This is a genomic window from Lentilactobacillus parabuchneri DSM 5707 = NBRC 107865 (assembly GCF_001435315.1).
Classification (GTDB): Bacteria; Bacillota; Bacilli; order Lactobacillales; family Lactobacillaceae; genus Lentilactobacillus; species Lentilactobacillus parabuchneri.
This window is the reverse complement of the sequence record NZ_AZGK01000002.1, coordinates 57,390-75,885: the sequence shown is the minus strand read 5'-3', so window position 1 is coordinate 75,885 and position 18,496 is coordinate 57,390. Positions and strand designations below refer to the sequence as shown.

The 18,496-nt window shown below is 43.6% G+C and carries 15 protein-coding genes; 8 read left to right on the top strand and 7 right to left on the bottom strand.

The annotated features are described in order from the left end of the window. Window positions 1–91 precede the first annotated feature (91 nt). Entirely contained in the window at window positions 92–1,057 is a 966-nt protein-coding gene (locus tag FC51_RS02895; protein WP_057911141.1) for a LacI family DNA-binding transcriptional regulator, read from the top strand. An 18-nt stretch (window positions 1,058–1,075) separates the two neighbouring features. Then, entirely contained in the window at window positions 1,076–2,491 is a 1,416-nt protein-coding gene (locus FC51_RS02890; protein ID WP_057909852.1) for an MFS transporter, read from the top strand. Between the two features lie 60 nt (window positions 2,492–2,551). On the opposite strand, the gene FC51_RS02885 is transcribed toward FC51_RS02890, so the two are convergent. Further along, window positions 2,552–2,812, bottom strand: a complete 261-nt coding sequence (locus tag FC51_RS02885) for a hypothetical protein (RefSeq protein WP_057909853.1) — start codon at window positions 2,810–2,812, stop codon at window positions 2,552–2,554. A 462-nt stretch (window positions 2,813–3,274) separates the two neighbouring features. On the opposite strand from FC51_RS02885, the gene FC51_RS02880 reads away from it, so the two are divergent. Next, window positions 3,275–3,538 carry an AbrB/MazE/SpoVT family DNA-binding domain-containing protein gene (locus FC51_RS02880; RefSeq protein ID WP_057909854.1) on the top strand — a complete coding sequence of 88 codons (264 nt, stop codon included), beginning with the start codon at window positions 3,275–3,277 and terminating at the stop codon, window positions 3,536–3,538. Beyond that, a complete protein-coding gene (locus FC51_RS02875) occupies window positions 3,535–3,936 on the top strand; it encodes a type II toxin-antitoxin system death-on-curing family toxin (RefSeq protein WP_057909855.1) in 402 nt (133 codons plus the stop codon). The genes FC51_RS02880 and FC51_RS02875 overlap by 4 nt, the downstream gene beginning before the upstream one ends. 396 nt (window positions 3,937–4,332) lie before the next feature. Here the strand turns inward: FC51_RS02875 and FC51_RS02870 are convergent, their stop codons facing one another. From FC51_RS02870 to scrK, 6 genes are all read right to left on the bottom strand, one after another. Beyond that, the gene (locus tag FC51_RS02870) at window positions 4,333–4,707 is read right to left on the bottom strand and encodes a DUF1304 domain-containing protein (RefSeq protein WP_057909856.1); all 375 of its coding nucleotides are present in this window, start codon (window positions 4,705–4,707) and stop codon (window positions 4,333–4,335) included. Window positions 4,708–4,845: 138 nt separating this feature from the next. After that, window positions 4,846–6,192: a glucose-6-phosphate isomerase gene (locus FC51_RS02865; protein WP_057909857.1), complete on the bottom strand. Its 1,347-nt coding sequence runs from the start codon at window positions 6,190–6,192 to the stop codon at window positions 4,846–4,848. A 122-nt stretch (window positions 6,193–6,314) separates the two neighbouring features. Continuing rightward, the gene (locus tag FC51_RS02860) at window positions 6,315–6,704 is read right to left on the bottom strand and encodes a VOC family protein (protein ID WP_057909858.1); all 390 of its coding nucleotides are present in this window, start codon (window positions 6,702–6,704) and stop codon (window positions 6,315–6,317) included. Between the two features lie 129 nt (window positions 6,705–6,833). Continuing rightward, the gene (locus FC51_RS02855) at window positions 6,834–7,592 is read right to left on the bottom strand and encodes a DUF6198 family protein (protein ID WP_057909859.1); all 759 of its coding nucleotides are present in this window, start codon (window positions 7,590–7,592) and stop codon (window positions 6,834–6,836) included. A gap of 1 nt (window position 7,593) precedes the next feature. After that, a complete protein-coding gene (locus tag FC51_RS02850; RefSeq protein ID WP_057909860.1) occupies window positions 7,594–8,595 on the bottom strand; it encodes a zinc-dependent alcohol dehydrogenase family protein in 1,002 nt (333 codons plus the stop codon). A gap of 71 nt (window positions 8,596–8,666) precedes the next feature. After that, entirely contained in the window at window positions 8,667–9,542 is an 876-nt protein-coding gene (gene scrK, locus FC51_RS02845) for a fructokinase ScrK (RefSeq protein ID WP_057909861.1), read from the bottom strand. 415 nt (window positions 9,543–9,957) lie between these two features. Between scrK and FC51_RS02840 the strand changes: the two genes are divergently transcribed. The 4 genes from FC51_RS02840 (at window position 9,958) to FC51_RS02825 (ending at window position 18,337) form a co-directional block, all read left to right on the top strand. After that, window positions 9,958–11,316: an SLC45 family MFS transporter gene (locus FC51_RS02840; protein WP_057909862.1), complete on the top strand. Its 1,359-nt coding sequence runs from the start codon at window positions 9,958–9,960 to the stop codon at window positions 11,314–11,316. 15 nt (window positions 11,317–11,331) lie between these two features. Continuing rightward, entirely contained in the window at window positions 11,332–13,587 is a 2,256-nt protein-coding gene (locus tag FC51_RS02835) for a glycoside hydrolase family 65 protein (protein ID WP_057909863.1), read from the top strand. Between the two features lie 201 nt (window positions 13,588–13,788). Beyond that, entirely contained in the window at window positions 13,789–14,439 is a 651-nt protein-coding gene (locus FC51_RS02830; RefSeq protein ID WP_057909864.1) for an NAD(P)-dependent oxidoreductase, read from the top strand. A gap of 139 nt (window positions 14,440–14,578) precedes the next feature. Continuing rightward, on the top strand, window positions 14,579–18,337 hold the full coding sequence (locus FC51_RS02825) for an MBG domain-containing protein (protein ID WP_057911140.1): 3,759 nt from the start codon (window positions 14,579–14,581) through the stop codon (window positions 18,335–18,337). The last annotated feature ends 159 nt before the right edge of the window (window positions 18,338–18,496 follow it).

The following is an 18,496-nucleotide window of genomic DNA, read 5'->3' as shown; positions in this document are numbered from 1 at the left end:
TCGTACGCTTCAATATTAATAATTGATACAAAACTTTAATCAGATCGCAACCGAAAAAGGGTAAAATTTAGGAGAGGGGAGGCAGGTACAAATGGTTACAATTCGAGACATCGCAAAGAGACTAGGCCTGTCGGTTTCGACCGTATCACGGGCACTCAATGACAATAAACGCATCAGCATCAAGACTCGCAGAAACGTTCATCAAATGGCGGAAAAGCTGGGGTATCAGCCTAACTATAATGCTAAAAATCTGACCAACCGTGAAGCGAACACCGTCGGAGTTGTTTTCCCGGTCAATAATCGGGTCGTCGACAACATCTTTTACGTCGGCATTTTACGGGGGATGAACGCCCAATTGAATCAGCGCAACTATGTCCTGTCAATCGCAATTGGCGACAGTACCGAACAGGTTATTGATAACGTTAAATCAATGATCACCCGGGCTCAAATTAAACATTTTATTTTGCTGTACTCACACCAAAATGACCCAGTGATCGAGATGCTCCAAAATGAAGACGTGGACTTTGTCACTATCGGAAAACCAGCGGCGGGGCAGGATTGGCTTTATGTTGATAACGACAATGTTAAAGCCGGTTTTGACGGTGCCAATTTTTTGATTAATGAGTTTCACGCACAAAATCCAGTATTCGTTCAAACCCATAATGATTGGCCGTTTGAAATTGACCGGCGAAAAGGGTATTTGGACGCAATTAATCAAGCTGGCAAACAACCGATTGTCTTTTCGATTCCTGACGCCGATGACGCCGTTCCCGACCAGTTTATAAAGGATCACCCACAGATGGACGGAATCGTTGCTATCGACGATTATAGCGGTCTCAAGATGTACCACCGTTTCAAAATGATTTACCCTGATAAAGACATTGAGGTACTGGGTTATAACAATTCATTACCTGCCGAGCTTACCGATACGCATTTTCATTCAGTGGACATTCATCCCGGGGAAATGGGCAAGTCGGCAGTTCAACTGCTGTTGGATAAGCCGGAAGATGGTGAAGCGGCCAACCGCCATATTATTGTCGGCCACCAAATTGTCTAGGAGTTAGAGGGAAATCACATGAAACAGCAGAATCAATGGCTCTTATTGATGTCGACGTCGATTGTGTCCTTTATGTCGACAATCGATGCCAGTATTGTAAATATTGCTGTCCCTAAAATGTCACGGGATTTGCACGTTCCCAATAATCAGGCGGAATGGGTTGTTTCGGTTTATTTGGTATCAATTTGTGTCTTGCTCATTTTCTTTGGCAGATTGTCAGATCAAATTGGCCGGGTTCGGATCTTTCAGACGGGGACACTGATCTTTGTCACCGGCTCGCTGTTTTGCGGGTTAAGTCTGAATTTACCCATGATTTTGGGCGCCCGGTTACTCCAAGCCTTGGGGGCATCGATGACGATGGCCACTAATTTTGGGATCATCACCGATATTTTTCCGCCCCATCGGCATGGGATTGCTTTAGGGGTTAATAGTTCGTTTGTTCAGGTGGGAAACATCGCCGGCCCGGGAATTGGCGGGCTTATTTTGACGTGGTTAAATTGGCATTACATATTTTATATCAACGTTCCAATTGGGATTATCGCATATTTATTGGGTCATCATTTCTTTCCACGGACACCCCGCTCAACGCGAAAAATTCAAGTTGATGTTCCCGGTTTTTCGACTTACGCTGGTGCTGTGATTAGCTTCTTTGTGATGATCTTTTGGGGGCAAATGATTGGCTTTGGCGATTGGCGAATTTTGAGCTTGCTGGTAGTGACGATTGGATTGTTCGCAGCATTCTTCGTGATTGAACAGCGAGTCGCTGCGCCACTGATCAACCTTAAAATATTTCATAACCTTGGATTTACGTTTGGTATTCTGTCGGCAATGCTGGTCTATGCTTGCGGTTATTTCAATAACGTTATCATGCCATTTTACTTGCAGGATCGATTATTATTGTCGTCAGCGATTGCAGGGCTTATCTTGATGGCAGTGCCGTTGCTCAATATTTTCAGCGCACCCACGGGCGGATACATTGCCGATCACATTGGCGCCGAAAAGGTTTCTTTTTATGCCCTGTTTATCTTCTTGATTCCAGAAGTTATCTTTCTTTCGATTCAGCCTTCCTGGTCAATTTGGTGGCTCATCATTGGCCTGGCGTTGTTTGGAACGGCAAACGGGGCCTTTCAAAATAATCCGATGATCATGGGCAATGCGTCACCGGAGTTTCAAGGAATTGCAGGATCGATCGCGGCATTGGGGCGCAACTTTGGCATGACGATTGGACTTTCTTTGGCCACGTCTCTACTGTACTTTGGAATCAGTCGCCAGGCTGGCCGACGGGTGACAACATACCCCGACGCGCATCCGGACTGGTTTGTGGCCGGGATGCACTTTGCTTATCGGTTTGCGTTGGGGATGATTATTTTAGCGATTATCCTCTTGGCGGTCGTATTGTATCGACGGGCAGCCAAAGAGAAGCGGGTTATGTAAATGCAGAATCAGAAAAAGGGGCACTCACATGAGCGTCCCTTTTGATTTGGCTTCCGGTGGCTATTCCCCTTGAATCTCATAGGTTTCTAGAAAATCCGGTTGAGAAAAGATCTCAATGCGATCTTGATAGCCCTTGACGACGACTTGATCCGCTTCGATGGAGGTGGCGCCGTTTTGTGTAATCACCTGAATTTTATTTTTCTTCTTAGTGATATGACTTTCCAGCGGCTTTAAAAAGTCCATGACAGCTTTCTGATTTTCGCCGTCATAAACAATGAAGGATTCATCAATTTTTCGATGGGCAATGCCGCTTGCTTGCATGTTAATTACCTGCCTTATGATGTGATTTAATACTATTGTATCGCATCAGGTGGCTGTAGAGGGACTGATTGGGAATAAATATGGGGTTAAATTATTTTTTTCGCCTTGATTAAAATGCTTAAACAAGAAGTTTTTTACATCACCAATCTTCTCAAATGAATCAATTCGGGCCTCAAGTTCTGAGAAGATATCTGCAAACAAAGTTTACACTTGTTTGTCGTGATACTCTTGGAACTGTGCATCTGGTACTGCATACCACTATTATGAAGTGACCCCCATTTCTACATTTTACGGGTGTCGTTTACAATCATGAAAATCATTGAACCGCACACTTCAAGGCTTAAATATTTTTAAAAAACAGTGGAATCTGAACATAAGGTAGTCTGTCCGGATTAAAAGATTAATTATTGACATTGTATGTACATAAATATAGTATGTACATACAGGAAAGGGGCCATTATTATGCAAAATTCATCAGATATCAAAACGACCACCAAGGTTTTTTCGAACGGTAATTCAGATGCCATTAGAATTACTAAAAAACTTAAAGAAGCCATGAACTTAACTGCCGGTGACGATGTTGAATTGCTATTTAATCCCTCAACTAATAAGATTGAAATATCTAAGATCACCACCGACCCAAAAATCAGTCCAGAATTTAAAAAAAGATTTGACCGTCTTTATGCTGAGAACGCAGGTTTGATGGAAAGATTGAAAAACCTATGAATTATCTAACTAAGGACGATTTAATTGAAATCAACCGATTAGTAATTGAAGCGGCTCAAGAAGGAACGTTTGGTGTGGCAGACCCGCACGGATTAGAAGCCATTGCGCAACAACCTAGCCAACAATTCTTCGGGCGAGAAGCTTATCCGACCATTTGGCTTAAAGCCGCATTTCTACTTCAAAAAATAACCAAGAAACACGTCTTCTTTGATGGTAATAAGCGAATCGCATTTATGGCCACTGCATTCTTTTTGGACATGAATAATTACGCTTTAAAAGTATCTGAGCAGGATGGTCAAGATCTAGTTATGGAAACTACCCTATCCCCTGATACAGAAGAGCAGATGGTAAAAGCTTCACTTTTCATTAAGGAAAATTCGACACTAATCACAAGATGATTTTAGACGTATAAGGGATTATAAAAACAACAAAAGGCCTCAGGGTGATTCTTCCCTGGGGTTTTCTTATGGGAGAACTATTTTTTATCTACCCTGATAAATTAGCGACAAAATGGTATGTTAGTTTTAAGAAAAGTTTTATAGAGACGGAGAAATCGAGATTTAATGAACTCAAACTTTGAGGAGGTATTCATTATTGTTAGAGCTTAGTTTACCTATTAGCGTTCTATCCTTTATTATTCTTCTAACAACAAAAATCAAAGGGCATCGAGTCAATAAGCTGGTTCTGGGAATTTTTTCATTTCAGTGGGACTCATTATTTTATCCTTAATCACTTTTCTTGGGATGCCGGTGTAATGAGGCTTAAATAACAAGATTTTTGACCACCAACAGTCCCTAATGTGCCCAAATCAACAGCACCAGCGCAACAATGGCGGGTGCCCCTTGAGTTAACAAAATTTGCTTATTAGCAGTGAGCGCTCCGAAAATTGCCGCAACGACGACAAAGCTAATAAACAGCAGCAGGGTGGGGTAGACTGCATCCCCTGGGAAGGCAAATCGGCCAAGCAAAATGCCAACCCCGATGAAGCCATTGTAAAGCCCTTGATTGGCCATGCTTGTCCTGGCCTCTGGTTGCGCCAGGTAGTTGGCAGAAACGTGAAACGCGTTTTGTGCCAGCTTGGATTGGTTGCCAAACATCTCCAGTCCCATGATGAAGAGGGCTTCGATGGCGACCAAAATAATCAATAGATCTGAGATTAATTTAAGCATCTGCATTCACTCCATTTTTCATTATAAGTTGATTATACGGTTATTCTCGAATATTTGGTCAAACACATTTCAAAGCAAAAACGTCCGCCGCATCTCAGAGATGCCAGCGGGCGTTTTGTATTTGGATAACTCAGCAAATTAAATTCGTTTCTTAAGTTCTTTACCCTTTTCTTCAAATCCAGGTTTGCCAAGCAAAGCGAACATGTTTTGCTTGTATGCTTCAACACCTGGTTGGTTGAATGGGTTGATACCGTTAAGGTAACCGGAAATTGCCACTGCAACCTCGAAGAAGTAGATCAAGTAGCCCAACGTGTATGGCGTTTGGTCTGGAATGTGGACGGCCATGTTTGGCACGCTACCATCTGTGTGGGCAAGAACAACGGCGTGGAAGGCCTCCGTGTTGGTGTAGTCCATGGTGCGGCCCTCAAGATACTTCAAACCGTCGAGATTGTCGGCTTCTTTAGGAATGTCAACGTCGTGGTTTGGCTTATCAACCTTAACAACGGTTTCCATCAAGTTACGTAAGCCTTCTTGGATATATTGGCCAAGGGAATGCAAATCAGTTGAGAAGTTAGCTGATGATGGGTAAATGCCCTTTTCATCCTTACCTTCTGATTCCCCCATGAGTTGCTTCCACCATTCAGCGAAGTACATCATGTTTGGCTCATAGTTTTCCAGCAATTCGGTGGTAAAGCCCTTCCGGTATAAAATGTTTCGGTACGCAGCGTACTGGTAAGCTTCGTTCTTGGTTAAATCAGGGTCGGTGTACTCATCAGAAGCATCTGCGGCACCCTTCATTAACTGTTCGATGTCGGCGCCGGAAACGGCGATTGGCAGCAAGCCAACGGGACTTAAGACGGAGTATCGGCCACCAATACCGTCTGGGATGATGAATGATTCGTAGCCGCTGGCATCAGCTTCTTGGCGCAAAGCACCGTGAGCCTTGTCAGTTGTGGCGTAGATCCGCTTTTTGGCACCTTCTGCACCATATTTTTCAATGAGGCGTTCCTTAAAGATTCGGAATGCAATTGAAGGTTCCGTGGTGGTTCCTGATTTGGAAATCACGTTAACTGAGAAATCGCGGTCGCCGATCAGATTGATCAAGTCATAGACGTATGAAGAACTCAATGAGTTTCCAGCGAACATCACTTGAGGGAACTTTCTGCGGTCATCTGGCAGATAGTTGAAGAAGGTGTCGTTCAAGAAATCAACGGCCATCTTGGCACCCAGGTATGAACCCCCGATTCCAATAACAACCAGTACCTTTGAATCTGATTGGATCTGCTTAGCAGCAGCTTGAATCCGAGCAAATTCTTCTTTGTCGTAGTCTTTAGGAAGCGTCAGCCAGTCACGGAAATCACTGCCGGCACCTGTTCCTTTACGCAATTCGTCGTCAGCAGCGTTCACCAATGCCTGCATTTCGCCAAGTTCATTATCGTGAACGAACTTTGATAATTTTGAGCCATCAAAAGAAATATGAGCCATTATAGTACTTCCTCTCAAGAATAGATTAATTAGTTAAGTTCATTATAAAACAAACTACCTGATGGCACGAGTCCCATCAGGTAGTTTGAGAGTTATTTCAAAAACAAATCATCCGACGGGGACTAAAGAATTTGGCAGAACTCGATTGTTTCTTCGTTAGGGCCGAGGATGTTGAAGAATTTGATCCCCTTATCCCAGAATGAAGGAATTGATTGGATTTCGTCGTTAACCATTCGTAATCCTTGGGCCTTGGCGTCAGCAAATGCTTTTTCAACGTCTGGTGTGTTCAATGAAATATGGTTGATTGCACCAGCCTTACGAGCAGTTGGGTCGCCTTCCCATGTTTCAATGGTTAAGTTGCCGAAACGCATGAATGCGCAACGGTTTTCACCATTATGGAACAAGCCGGCTTCTTCAAAGCCAAGTGACTTGTAAAATTCGATTGTTTTGTCCAAATCAACTGATGGAATACCAACGTGTTGGATTCCGGTAATATCATCTTTAATTGCCATGATTAATTTCCTCTTTTGTATCAAATTTTGTAACCGTGTACATTTGTTATGAAAATCAAACCTAAGATAGGTCCATTAAAATCGTGTTTGATTTTTGATGAAATATCTTAGGCCGATTTGATGCGAGCTTTACTCATCTTTCCCAACATCGAGCGCTTGATGCTTTAGGTTAGGGAAGATTTTTGTATCCGCAATTCCTGTAATACCACCTTGGAATAGGAACGCGAAAATGGTTCCGATTCCGAAGTTGGTGAATTGACGGGTAATTGCGAATGCCAGGATCGCCATCAGTGTAGGTGGGATGTAAGAAGCCCACATTGCTGTGTTGGCATTTCCTTTGAAATATTTAAAACGCAGAATCTGCATTAAGTCATCAGCAGGATGCAACACTAAGTTGACACGCTGGTAAATTGAGATTGCAGTCCCAATCATTGCGACACCCAAGAAGTTCAAGACGATGTAAAATCCGATCATGAATGGGGTCTTTGCAGGTGGAAACCCGCTGAACAATGCTGGGTACTTACCAAGGAAGAAGTCTTCAAATACTTGAATCAACGCGGAGAAAGGAACCATGAAGACCAAGTTACCTAAAGCTCTTCGCCAACTCCAGTGACCCACTAGGATGGCGTTTAAAATTGTAATCACAACTCCAAGAATTAAGAATGTCCAAAACAGATTCCAGCCAAATGCGACAGCCAGGTTAGCTTCTGCGGCAGTCCAGTAAGCCGATCCCAAGTAGGAAGGGTGGATTTGCGCACTCGTTACCAGTGTCAGTACATTTCCGGCAGAGTTGATTACCAGTGAAATGATGAAGAAGGTAATCGACTTGGACATCGAGATCGTCCGGCCATTTAATACTTGGCTGGCTGATTCCTCGGTATTTTTCAAACTATTCACCTACTTTAACAACAGCCTTTGAAACACCCTTAGTCTTACCTTGCAAGAATGGTTCAACTTCGTCTAAGTCGAAGACGTTGCTGATGATGGCATCAACGTTCAAGTCACCACTTTGGAGAAGGGCGATTGAGTCTTCGAATGCATTAGGGTTGATGAATGAACCTTGAACAGTTAATTGCTTTTGGTAAACTTCGTAAGTGTTCATTGAGAAATGAGCATCTGGCTTACCAACACCGAACATCAATACTTGAGCACCCTTGCGAGTAGCTTCAATTGCTTGTTCCTGAGTTTGTGGTAATCCAACGGCTTCGATAACAACATCGTAGTCAGCAGGAAGCTTGTCACGAGTTGTGTTGAATGTGTTGGTAACACCTAATTTTTCACGGTTGAGATCCAACTTTTCGTCGATAATTCCGGCCAAGTCAACTTGATGAACACCATAAGCTTGGAGGATTTGGGCGAACAATTGACCCATGAAGCCATCACCAATAACTAAGGCTTTTTGGTATGGTGTCAATTTAAGTAAGTCGATACCATGAACGGCACATGAGATTGGTTCGATAACAGCAGCATCCTTCAAAGATACGTTGTCAGGAATAGGGTAAACGTTTGTGGCAGGAGCAGTGAATGATTCTTCAAGGCCACCATTACGAGTTACACCAACGGCTGAGAGGTTGTCACAGAGTTCTGGACGGCCAGTGTGGCAGTAGAAACATTTGCCACAGTAGATGTTAGGGTCAACAGTGACACGATCGCCAACTTTGAAGCCATCAACGTTTGAACCAACTTCGGAAATAACACCTGAGTTTTCGTGACCAAAGACGATTGGAGGAACAGCATCAGCTGAACCTGGAAGGCCGTTATAAAGGGCGTGATCAGTACCACAAACACCAGCGTAAGCAGTGTCGACACGTACTTCGTCAGGCTTTAATTCTGGCTTGTCAATGTCTTGAATTTCCATGTGTTGTTTTCCAGTAAATACAAGTGCTTTCATAATATAAATAATCTCCTTTTAATATCCGTTATTCCACAAACGTTTGCGGAATGTGTCAAAAAAATAACTTGTTACTTGTTGTATTCTTTCAAAGCTAAGGCAAAGTCCCCGACTGTTGCCGAACCATTTTCTTTGACCAGCGGCATCACGATATATTTATCGAGGTCACCAACGTCAACGTAATTGTTCAGTAAGTCATTAAACTGTGCCCGAACCTTCTTCAAGAAGTCCTCGCTGACAACACCGCCGCCAAAGACAATCTTGGCTGGACGGAGCATTAAGGTGACTTGAATTGCTGCTTGAGCAACGTAGAACGCCATAATGTCCCAAGTGTGATCCGTCATCGGAACGTCTTGCCCCTTCTTACCAGTTCGTGGTTCAAATGTTGGTCCTGAAACCAAACCTTCCAAACAGTCGCCATGGTAAGGGCAGATTCCCTTAAAGTTAAGGTCGTCCGGATGACGTTTCAAACGAACGTGCCCCATTTCGGGATGGCCGATATCACCAACGAAGTTTCCGTTGACAATTGCACCAGCACCAACTCCGGTACCAATGGTGTAATAAACCAACGAATTAATTTTTTCGTTGAACAGCGTTGCCATCACGTACTCGCCATAAGCGGAGCCGTTAACATCGGTTGTCCAACTAATTGGGATATCAAAATCCTCTTTAATCCGACCTACAAAGTTTGTATTGGCCCAGCCTTTTTTTGGGGTATTTGTAATGTACCCATACTTAGGCGAGTTCTTACGAAGCTCAATTGGTCCAAATGAAGAAATCGAGATTGCCTTGAGATCCTTGAACTGTTTGAAGTAATCAACAGTCTTTTGTAAGGTCTCTTTTGGAGTGGTCGTAGGAAACTGCGTCCGGTCCAAAATCCGGTAATCCTCGTTACCAACGGCACAAACAAATTTTGTACCACCAGCTTCAACACTACCTAACAACATGTAAATCTCACCACCTTATGAAATTGTTGTTCATCAAGTTACTTGTGAATGCTTGTTCAATATAAAACATTTTTGATCGAAGTGCAATGAAAACAGTGACGGTATTTACATACGTCTTTTTCATAATTGTCTTCAGGTCTAGACCACAAACGTTATATATCAGTGAAAATCGTCAAAAAACTTTTTTTCTTTAATATTTTGGCACTCATTTACCTGGTGACAGACTCATCCGAAATCCATTCCTTCAATAGTAAGAAGAGCCGCAATGGAATCGGTACCAGAAAGAATCGGAGAACAAATTGATCAAAATGCTCACTCAATTTCATGCAACCGTTTGCATTTTATTTTAAAAGGTGTCATAATACAAAATGTAAACGCTATTATAATTTATATTTTTGAATTGGAGGAATCACAAATGGATGAAGTAAGTAGTTCAGCAGCGACTAAGAAGTCTGGTTTACCCACGCTTCCTGCCAGCACAATTTGGATGATTAACTTTGGCTTCTTGGGTGTGCAGATTGCATTTACCCTGCAGAGCTCACAGATGAGTCGGATCTTCCAAACCATCGGGGCAGACCCTAATAAGTTGGGGTGGTTCTTTATCTTGCCACCACTTGCCGGATTAATTGTTCAACCGATTATCGGTTACTATTCAGATCGAACTTGGGCACCAAAATTGGGTGGCCGTCGATTACCTTATTTGGCACTTGGAACTCTGATTGCCATTATCGTCATGTGTCTGTTGCCTAACTCGGGAAGCTTCGGGTTCGGGTACGCGTCCATTACAGCCTTGGTATTTGGGGCCGTTACCGTTGCCTTACTGGATGTGTCGTCAAACATTGCGATGCAGCCATTTAAGATGATGGTTGGTGACATGGTTAACGATGATCAAAAGAGTTACGCATACGGAATTCAAAGTTTCTTATCAAATGGTGGTGCGGTCATCGCAGCCATCTTCCCATTCATCTTTACCTCATTAGGTGTGGCCAACACCGCTAAGAAGGGGGTTGTCCCACAATCAGTTGTGATTTCATTCTACGTTGGGGCCGCAATCCTACTACTTACCAGTCTGTTAACGATCTTCAAGGTTCATGAATATGATCCGAAAACTTACGCCAAGTATCACGGCATTACTGAAGAAGCCAACTCAACTGGTGGCAACTGGTGGAAATTACTGAAGAAGGCACCAAAAGTATTCTGGACTGTTACCTTGGTTCAATTCTTCTGCTGGGTTGCCTTCCAATACCTCTGGACATACTCTGCCGGAGCCATTGCCAGCAACGTTTGGAACACAACCAACGCAACTTCTGCAGGTTATCAAGCTGCCGGAAACTGGTACGGTGTTCTCGCTGCCGTTCAATCAATTGCCGCCGTTATCTGGTCATACGTTTTGGCTAAATTACCAAATAACCACCATAAGTTAGGCTATTCATTAAGCTTGGCGCTTGGTGCAATTGGATTTATTTCCGTCTTCTTCGTTCATTCACAGTACATTTTGATCGTGTCATTTACCCTCGTTGGAATGGCATGGGCATCTATGAACACTTACCCATTAACAATGGTTACCAACGCCTTGTCTGGTGAGCACATGGGGACTTATCTCGGACTATTCAACGGTTCAATCTGCCTGCCACAAATTGTTGCCTCACTTGCCAGCTTTGGTTTGTTCCCATTACTTGGAAACGCACAACCAAACATGTTCCTGTTAGCCGGTATCATCATGGCCTTGGGAGCAGTCTCAGTTGGATTTATTAAAGAAACTTATCGAGCATAGAAAGGACATTAACTTATGAAAAGAACTTTTGAAGTAGCGCCCTGGAATATTGTTACCCATGACTTCAAGCCTGAAGACAAACGCCTGCAGGAATCAATGACCAGCCTTGGAAATGGTTATATGGGGATGCGTGGCTTCTTCGAGGAGAATTATAGCGGTGACAGTCTTGCCGGCGTTTATCTCGGCGGTGTCTGGTATCCTGATAAGACCCGGGTTGGCTGGTGGAAAAATGGCTATCCAGATTACTTTGGTAAAGTTGTCAACGCGGTTAATTTCATTAAGATGAACATCAAGATTAATGGTGACGCCATTGACCTCGCTAAGGATCAATTCAGCGATTTTGAATTGAACCTGGATATGAAACAAGCATTGTTAACCCGCTCATTTACCGTTACTAAAGGAGATGCCAAAGTTGGCGTTAAATTTGAACGTTTCTTGAGTGTTGCGCAGCAAGAACTTTCCGTCCAGCGGGTATCCGTTGAGAATCTTGGTTCAACTAAAGTTGATCTGACAATTGATTCTTCGATTGACGCGGATGTGAAAAACGAAGACGCCAATTATGACGAACGGTTCTGGGAAGTCCTTTCAACCAAGCAGGGAACCGAAAGTGGAAATGTCGTTGCTAAAACGACGCCGAATGCATTTGGCACCCCACGTTTTACCTCAGGGATGGAAATGCGCAATGTGACGGATTTAAAGGCAGTAAATGTTTCTCAGCCAAACGACAAAGAAGTTGTTAATCAGTTCACAGGCGAGTTGGCACCAAACGACTCGGCTCAACTTGAAAAACGTGTGATTGTCGTGACCTCACGGGATTATGATTCAACAGAATCTTTAACGGCTGCCATGACTCAATTAAGCGATCAAGTCGCAAGTCAATCCTATGACGAGTTGTTTGCTGCTCACACAAAGATTTGGGCAGATCGTTGGAATAAGTCTGACATCGTCATTGATGGGGATACCGAGGCACAACAGGGAATTCGCTTCAACTTGTTTGAACTCTTCTCCACATACTACGGTGAAGATTCACGGTTGAATATCGGTCCTAAAGGCTTTACTGGTGAGAAGTACGGTGGCGCCACTTATTGGGATACCGAAGCGTTCGCCGTTCCTGTTTATCTGGGAATCACCGACCCTAAAGTGACACGCAACTTATTGATGTATCGATACAAGCAGCTTGATGGTGCCTACCATAACGCCAAACAGCAGGGCCTCAAGGGCGCTTTGTTCCCAATGGTGACATTTGACGGAATCGAGTGTCATAACGAATGGGAAATCACCTTTGAAGAAATTCACCGGAATGGTGACATTGCCTTTGCGATTTATAATTACACCCGATACACGGGCGATACGTCATATGTGCTGAACGAAGGCTCAAAGGTGTTAACTGAGATTTCCCGTTTCTGGGCTGATCGGGTTCACTATAGCCAACGAAACAAGAATTACATGATTCACGGTGTTACGGGTCCGGACGAGTATGAAAACAACGTTGATAACAACTGGTACACCAACATTTTGGCCCAGTGGACGTTGAAATACACACTTGAAATTCTCAAAGAAGTTTCACCAGAACAGGCTCAGAAGTTAAATGTGAGCGATGACGAAAAGAAGCATTGGCAAGATATTGTCGATAATATGTATTTGCCTTATGACAAGGATCTTAATATCTTTGTTCAACATGACGGCTTCTTGGACAAAGACCTCAAGCCGGTCTCAGAGATTCCTGCCGACCAATTGCCGCTTAACCAGAATTGGTCATGGGATAAAATCTTGCGTTCGCCATACATCAAGCAGGGAGATGTCCTCCAAGGAATTTGGGACTTCATCGATGATTTCACGCCGGAAGAGAAGAAATCGAACTTTGACTTCTACGAGCAATACACGGTTCATGAATCAAGCTTGTCACCTGCTATATACTCAGTCTTGGCAGCTGATCTTCACTATGAAGAAAAGGCCGTTGAATTGTATGAACGGACTGCCCGGCTTGATTTGGATAACTACAATAACGACACCGTCGATGGCCTGCATATTACAGCGATGACCGGTGGCTGGATTGCAGTCGTTCAAGGATTTGCCGGCATGCGGGTTCGGGATGGCGAACTTCATTACGCACCATTCCTACCGAAGAAATGGTCACACTACTCATTCAGACAGGTCTTCCGTGATCGTCTGATTGAAGTTGACGTCGACCAGGATGGGTCACACTTCAAATTAATCAGTGGTGAGCCGATCACAATTGATGTAGCCGGAAAGCCGGTTAAGTTAGCTTAATAAATAGTTGAATATTCATTAAACAAGTCAGGAGCTGTCGATAAGCTCCTGATTTTTTGTGGCCGTAAACGCAGTTGCAACAAGGCGTAGCGCAGTCAAAATAGTTGACCACCGTGACAAATCAGCGGATACTAATCATATAATTTAAAACAATTTGCACAATAATATGACACGCGATTGATTATTTTGGGAGGCTTGAACTTGACACTTAAAGTAGGCGTAATTGGGGCAACCGGAATGGCTGGCAGTGCAATTGTCAACGAAGCTGTTCGCCGTGGCTTTGAAGTAACAGGATTTGTTCGCAATGCAGATAAAGCAAGGGACATGCTGCCGGACGGGGTCAAACTCGTGACGAAGGACGCCTTTGAAATTCAACGCGTTGATATTTCAGACTTGGATGTCTTAGTCGACGCATTTGCCACCCACGATATGAGTCAGGCATATAAGCACGTTGACTTGGCTGCTCGACTGGTTGAATTGGCAAAGGATACTGACAAGCCCCGGCTGTTCTTCATACTGGGGGCTGCCAGCCTTGAAACCGGCAACGGACATCGGTTAATTGACAAGCTTGAAAAGATGCCGAATAACGAATCGTTTATTGAGGTGCCACGCCAACAGTTTAAGGAATACCAACTGTTAATGAATACCAAGAATGTCAATTGGGTTGCGGTTTCACCGAGCGCTAATTTTAAGCCGGGGGATGCGACAGATTTTGTGCTTGGGAAAGACAGTTTGTTGACCAATGCAGCTGGCAAATCAGAAATTACTTCGGAAACGATGGCTAAAGTGATTAATGATGAAATGGAACATCCAACTCATCATAATGAACGATTTACAGCTGTCGGCCAATGATCAGGTCTCTTTAGAAGTTATAGGGGCTTAATGGCCAGATCGGAAATAATTTGTTGGCTTTTTAAGGGTAACTTAAGATTGATTCAATATAATTAATTAGTTAATGCAATAGTGACAACCTGTTTCTGGGGGAATTTAAATGAAACAATCAAAGCTGACAGCAGTGTTGTTAACACTTACATTGGGGATTGGAACCGGTATTGTTGATACTGGTTATTTGATGTCCCCTCGTGATGCGTTGGCCGCTGACACAGCGACAACGGGGGAATCAACACCACAGTCTGATTTTAAGTGGTCCTTTGATTCTGTAAACAAAACAGCAACTGTAACGGGCGCTAATGTCTGGTTTGGTCAGTCTGGAAATACCGAAAGTAGCGTCGTGATTCCTGATACGGTTACCAATGATGGCCAAACATATAAAGTAACCAGTATTGGTAGTCATGCATTTGACTACCAGGACGGCGTTGTGAGTGTGACCCTCCCGAAATACTTAACAACGATCGGAGAGTCGGCTTTTGCGTACTTGAAAAATTTGACCAATGTTGATTTCTCTCAAGCAACGAATTTAAAAACAATTGGTAATTTGGCTTTTGTCGGCCTTCAACAGACGACATCAATTACACTACCGGACTCAGTGACAACTATTGGCCGACTGGCGTTTGCGTATGCCCACGTTTCTCAAGTGAACTTGGGACAAAGCGTTCAAACAATTGGCGAGAAAGCCTTCGCTGCGATGGACAATTTGGCAAAAGTATCGCTTAATTCCAATTTGGTGAGCATCGGGGATCAAGCCTTTGTTTATGATAGTAAACTCTCTGACGTTAATTGGTCGGATGCAACCTCACTTAAAGATATTGGCGAAGGCGCCTTTGTGTATGCGGGACTTAAAGGAACGATTCCAATTCCTGCTGCTGTTCAAAGCATTGGCAATCAGGCGTTTGCTGGTAATCAAATTACCGGGGTCACGTTTGATGATGCACTTAAAACTATCGGGACATCTGCTTTTGCCTACAATAAAATTACAAACACGGTGACAATTCCTAAAGGTGTGACATCAGTCGGGATCCAGGCTTTTGTTGGCAACCTGATCAAAGAAGTTGACCTTTTAGGAAGCTCATCAATTGGAGCCGATGCGTTTACTCAAAATAATATTACCAAGATTTCGAGCCCGTCAGCTCAGCTGCCAACGAGTGGTGCTGTTGGTCAGGTCGCAACAATTGTTGCCGATCAGGCGACAGTATCGATTGGTGACCTTTTTAGTATCGATACCAACGGGAAGACGAATCAAAATATCGACATTTCTAATTTAACCAATGGCGTCACTTACGATCAAAGTACCGGCAAGTTTGATGTTCCCGCCAAAACAACCCAATTTTCGTTCACTTGGACACTTAAAGATAATAATAATCAACTATATTCTGGTAACTACACGGTCGATCGAACAGTGCCGACCATTAAGGCGCACCCTTCCACCATCTATATTGGTGATTCCTGGAAGGCTGCTGATAATTACGATGGCCAAGATCTCGATAAAATGACGGTGACGGTTAAAGACCAGTCTGGCAAGACATTAACCAGTGTTGATACAAGCAAGGCTGGCACCTATTACGTGACTTATGCTTATGGCAATGATTCAACAACCGTACCCGTTGTGGTTGCCAAAAAATCGATCACATATGGATTAATTGGCAGTCAAACCGTTGACTATAATGGTCAAGTACAGCAGCCAACGCTTTCAAACTATAGTGTCAGTTTAAGCTCGGGTGATAGTTACACGCTAAAAGACGGCGACATTGCGGTTAAAGATAACGCCGCTGATGCAAAGACTTACCAGGTTGATCTGACTGATCAGGGACAGAAAAATATTGAAGCCGCTTATGGCGATAAATATAACCTGACTCAGGATAGCAGTGGTGCTACATTTACGATTCGCGACGGAAATGCAACTGCCAGTCTGAATGACGGAACCAAAGTTTATGATGGTCAGGTCGCTAGCAAGAGTTATCAGCCGACTGTGACGGTTAAAGATAGCAGTGGCAATACCTTGGGTACTCTGGCGCTTTCGGCCGGTCAGTATGAGATTGTCGGCGATGATTCAAAGGTTGGCAGTTATCCAATTAAACTGACTGCAACGGGCATTGCAGCAATTGAAGCACATTTTTCAAATGTTTCGTTTTCAGATTTGAGTGCAGTAAGTGCAACTTATACCATTACCCCTAACGAAAATGTTGTTGCAACTTTGAGTGGTGGATCAAAAACCTATGATGGCAAAAAAGTCAGCGAAAGTGGGTTCACGCCAACCTTAACCTTGAAGGACGGCGACAACGTGATTGCCACGGTTAAGCTTGAAAAGGGACAGTACGACATTGCCAACGATGACTCGAAAGTTGGCAGCTACTCAATCACGATTGCAGCTAGTGAGATTGCTCAATTAAAAACCACCTATTCAGATTACGACTTGTCAAAATTAACTAGCGTTAAATCAACCTATACGATTTTGGCACCTCATCAGGTTTCATATACCATTCAAGGATCACAGAGCGTTGGATTTGATGGTAAAGTTCATTTGCCGGCGGCTAGTCACTTTACGATCACCATGAGCGATGGGACAAAGGTCGCCCTTCAAGATTCTGATTTGATGGTCGCTGACCACGAGAATGGTGTAACCGATGCGGGAAGCTACCGGGTCGTATTAAGTGATTCCGGTAAAACAAGAATTGCCGGCATCCTGGGTGCCAGCAATCAGCTGGTCGATGGAACTTCCACAGCAACATTGACGGTCACCAAGCAAAAGGGGACGGCCTCGTTAACCGATGGCAGCAAAGTCTATGATGGCAAAAAAGTCAGCCAAAGCAATTATCAGCCAACGCTGACTTTGAGGGATGCCAATGGTACGACGCAAGCCACCATCAAATTGACGGCTGACCAATACAGCATTGAAAATGATGGATCGGCTGTCGGCAGTTATTCGATCACCTTAACTTCTGCAGAAATCAAAGCGTTGCAGGCAAAGTATCCAAACGATGATTTTAATTTAAATGCGGTCAAAGCAACCTATACGATTACCGCCCAACCGACACCTAAGCCAACTCCTGGCGGCAATGGGGGTGGGGGTAGTTCCGCAACGCCAACAACGCCAAGCACCCCTTCTTCCAACGACAACAGCAGTTCCTCCAGTTCGACAATTGTTGAACCAAGTACTGTCGCCAAAAAAGGTGCCGTAGTCTATGCGATTAAGAAGATTGGCTTGTATGGCTCAAAGGACTTTAAGCAACGTAGTCGAAAAGCATGGTACGTGCAAAAGCCACGGATTTATCGACCGATGTTTGTCGTCACTGGATACAGCCGTGATGGAAACGGAAATCTACGCTACAAGGTTCGAGACGTAAACCACCTGACAAAGAATCGCAACCAAACCGGCTACATCACGGCGAGTTGGAAGTATGTTCGCCCAGTATATTATCAAAGCCGCCAGAAAACGATTACGGTCATCAACCCGCGGGGCGTGAACGGATATCGAAAGGTGAACTTAAGTGATAAGGTTAAAAATTATAAGCAGGGATCGGTTCTCAAGGTTAAAAAGGTGGTTAATTATCATCTGACAACCCGATTCATTTTGGATAATGGTCAATACGTCACTGCCAATCGAAAATTAGTTCAGATGGGACACCGCAGACTGCCAAAATCGGTTCGAGCTAAAGGTGCCATCAATCGGTATGCCAATGTCAATTTGACAAAGAAGAACAAGCACTATCCAAAGTCGGCTCATAAACGTTTCAAAGTTTACGGCTTCGACTATTCTGACGCCAATAGTGTCAGTCATCATGGCCGGTTAAGGTACCGAGTAGCTAATGGTTATATTACTGGAAATACTAAGTATATCAGTATATTGAAATAACTAAAAAGTAATATTACAGTGGTCGACAATCATTTGTTGGCCACTTTTTTTGGCTAAAATCAAATAAATGAACACCCACATAACTACTTTAGTATAGTAACAGATTGTTAATTATTGTTCTGAAATTAAACTCAATTTTGTAAAAGGGTTGCCACAATA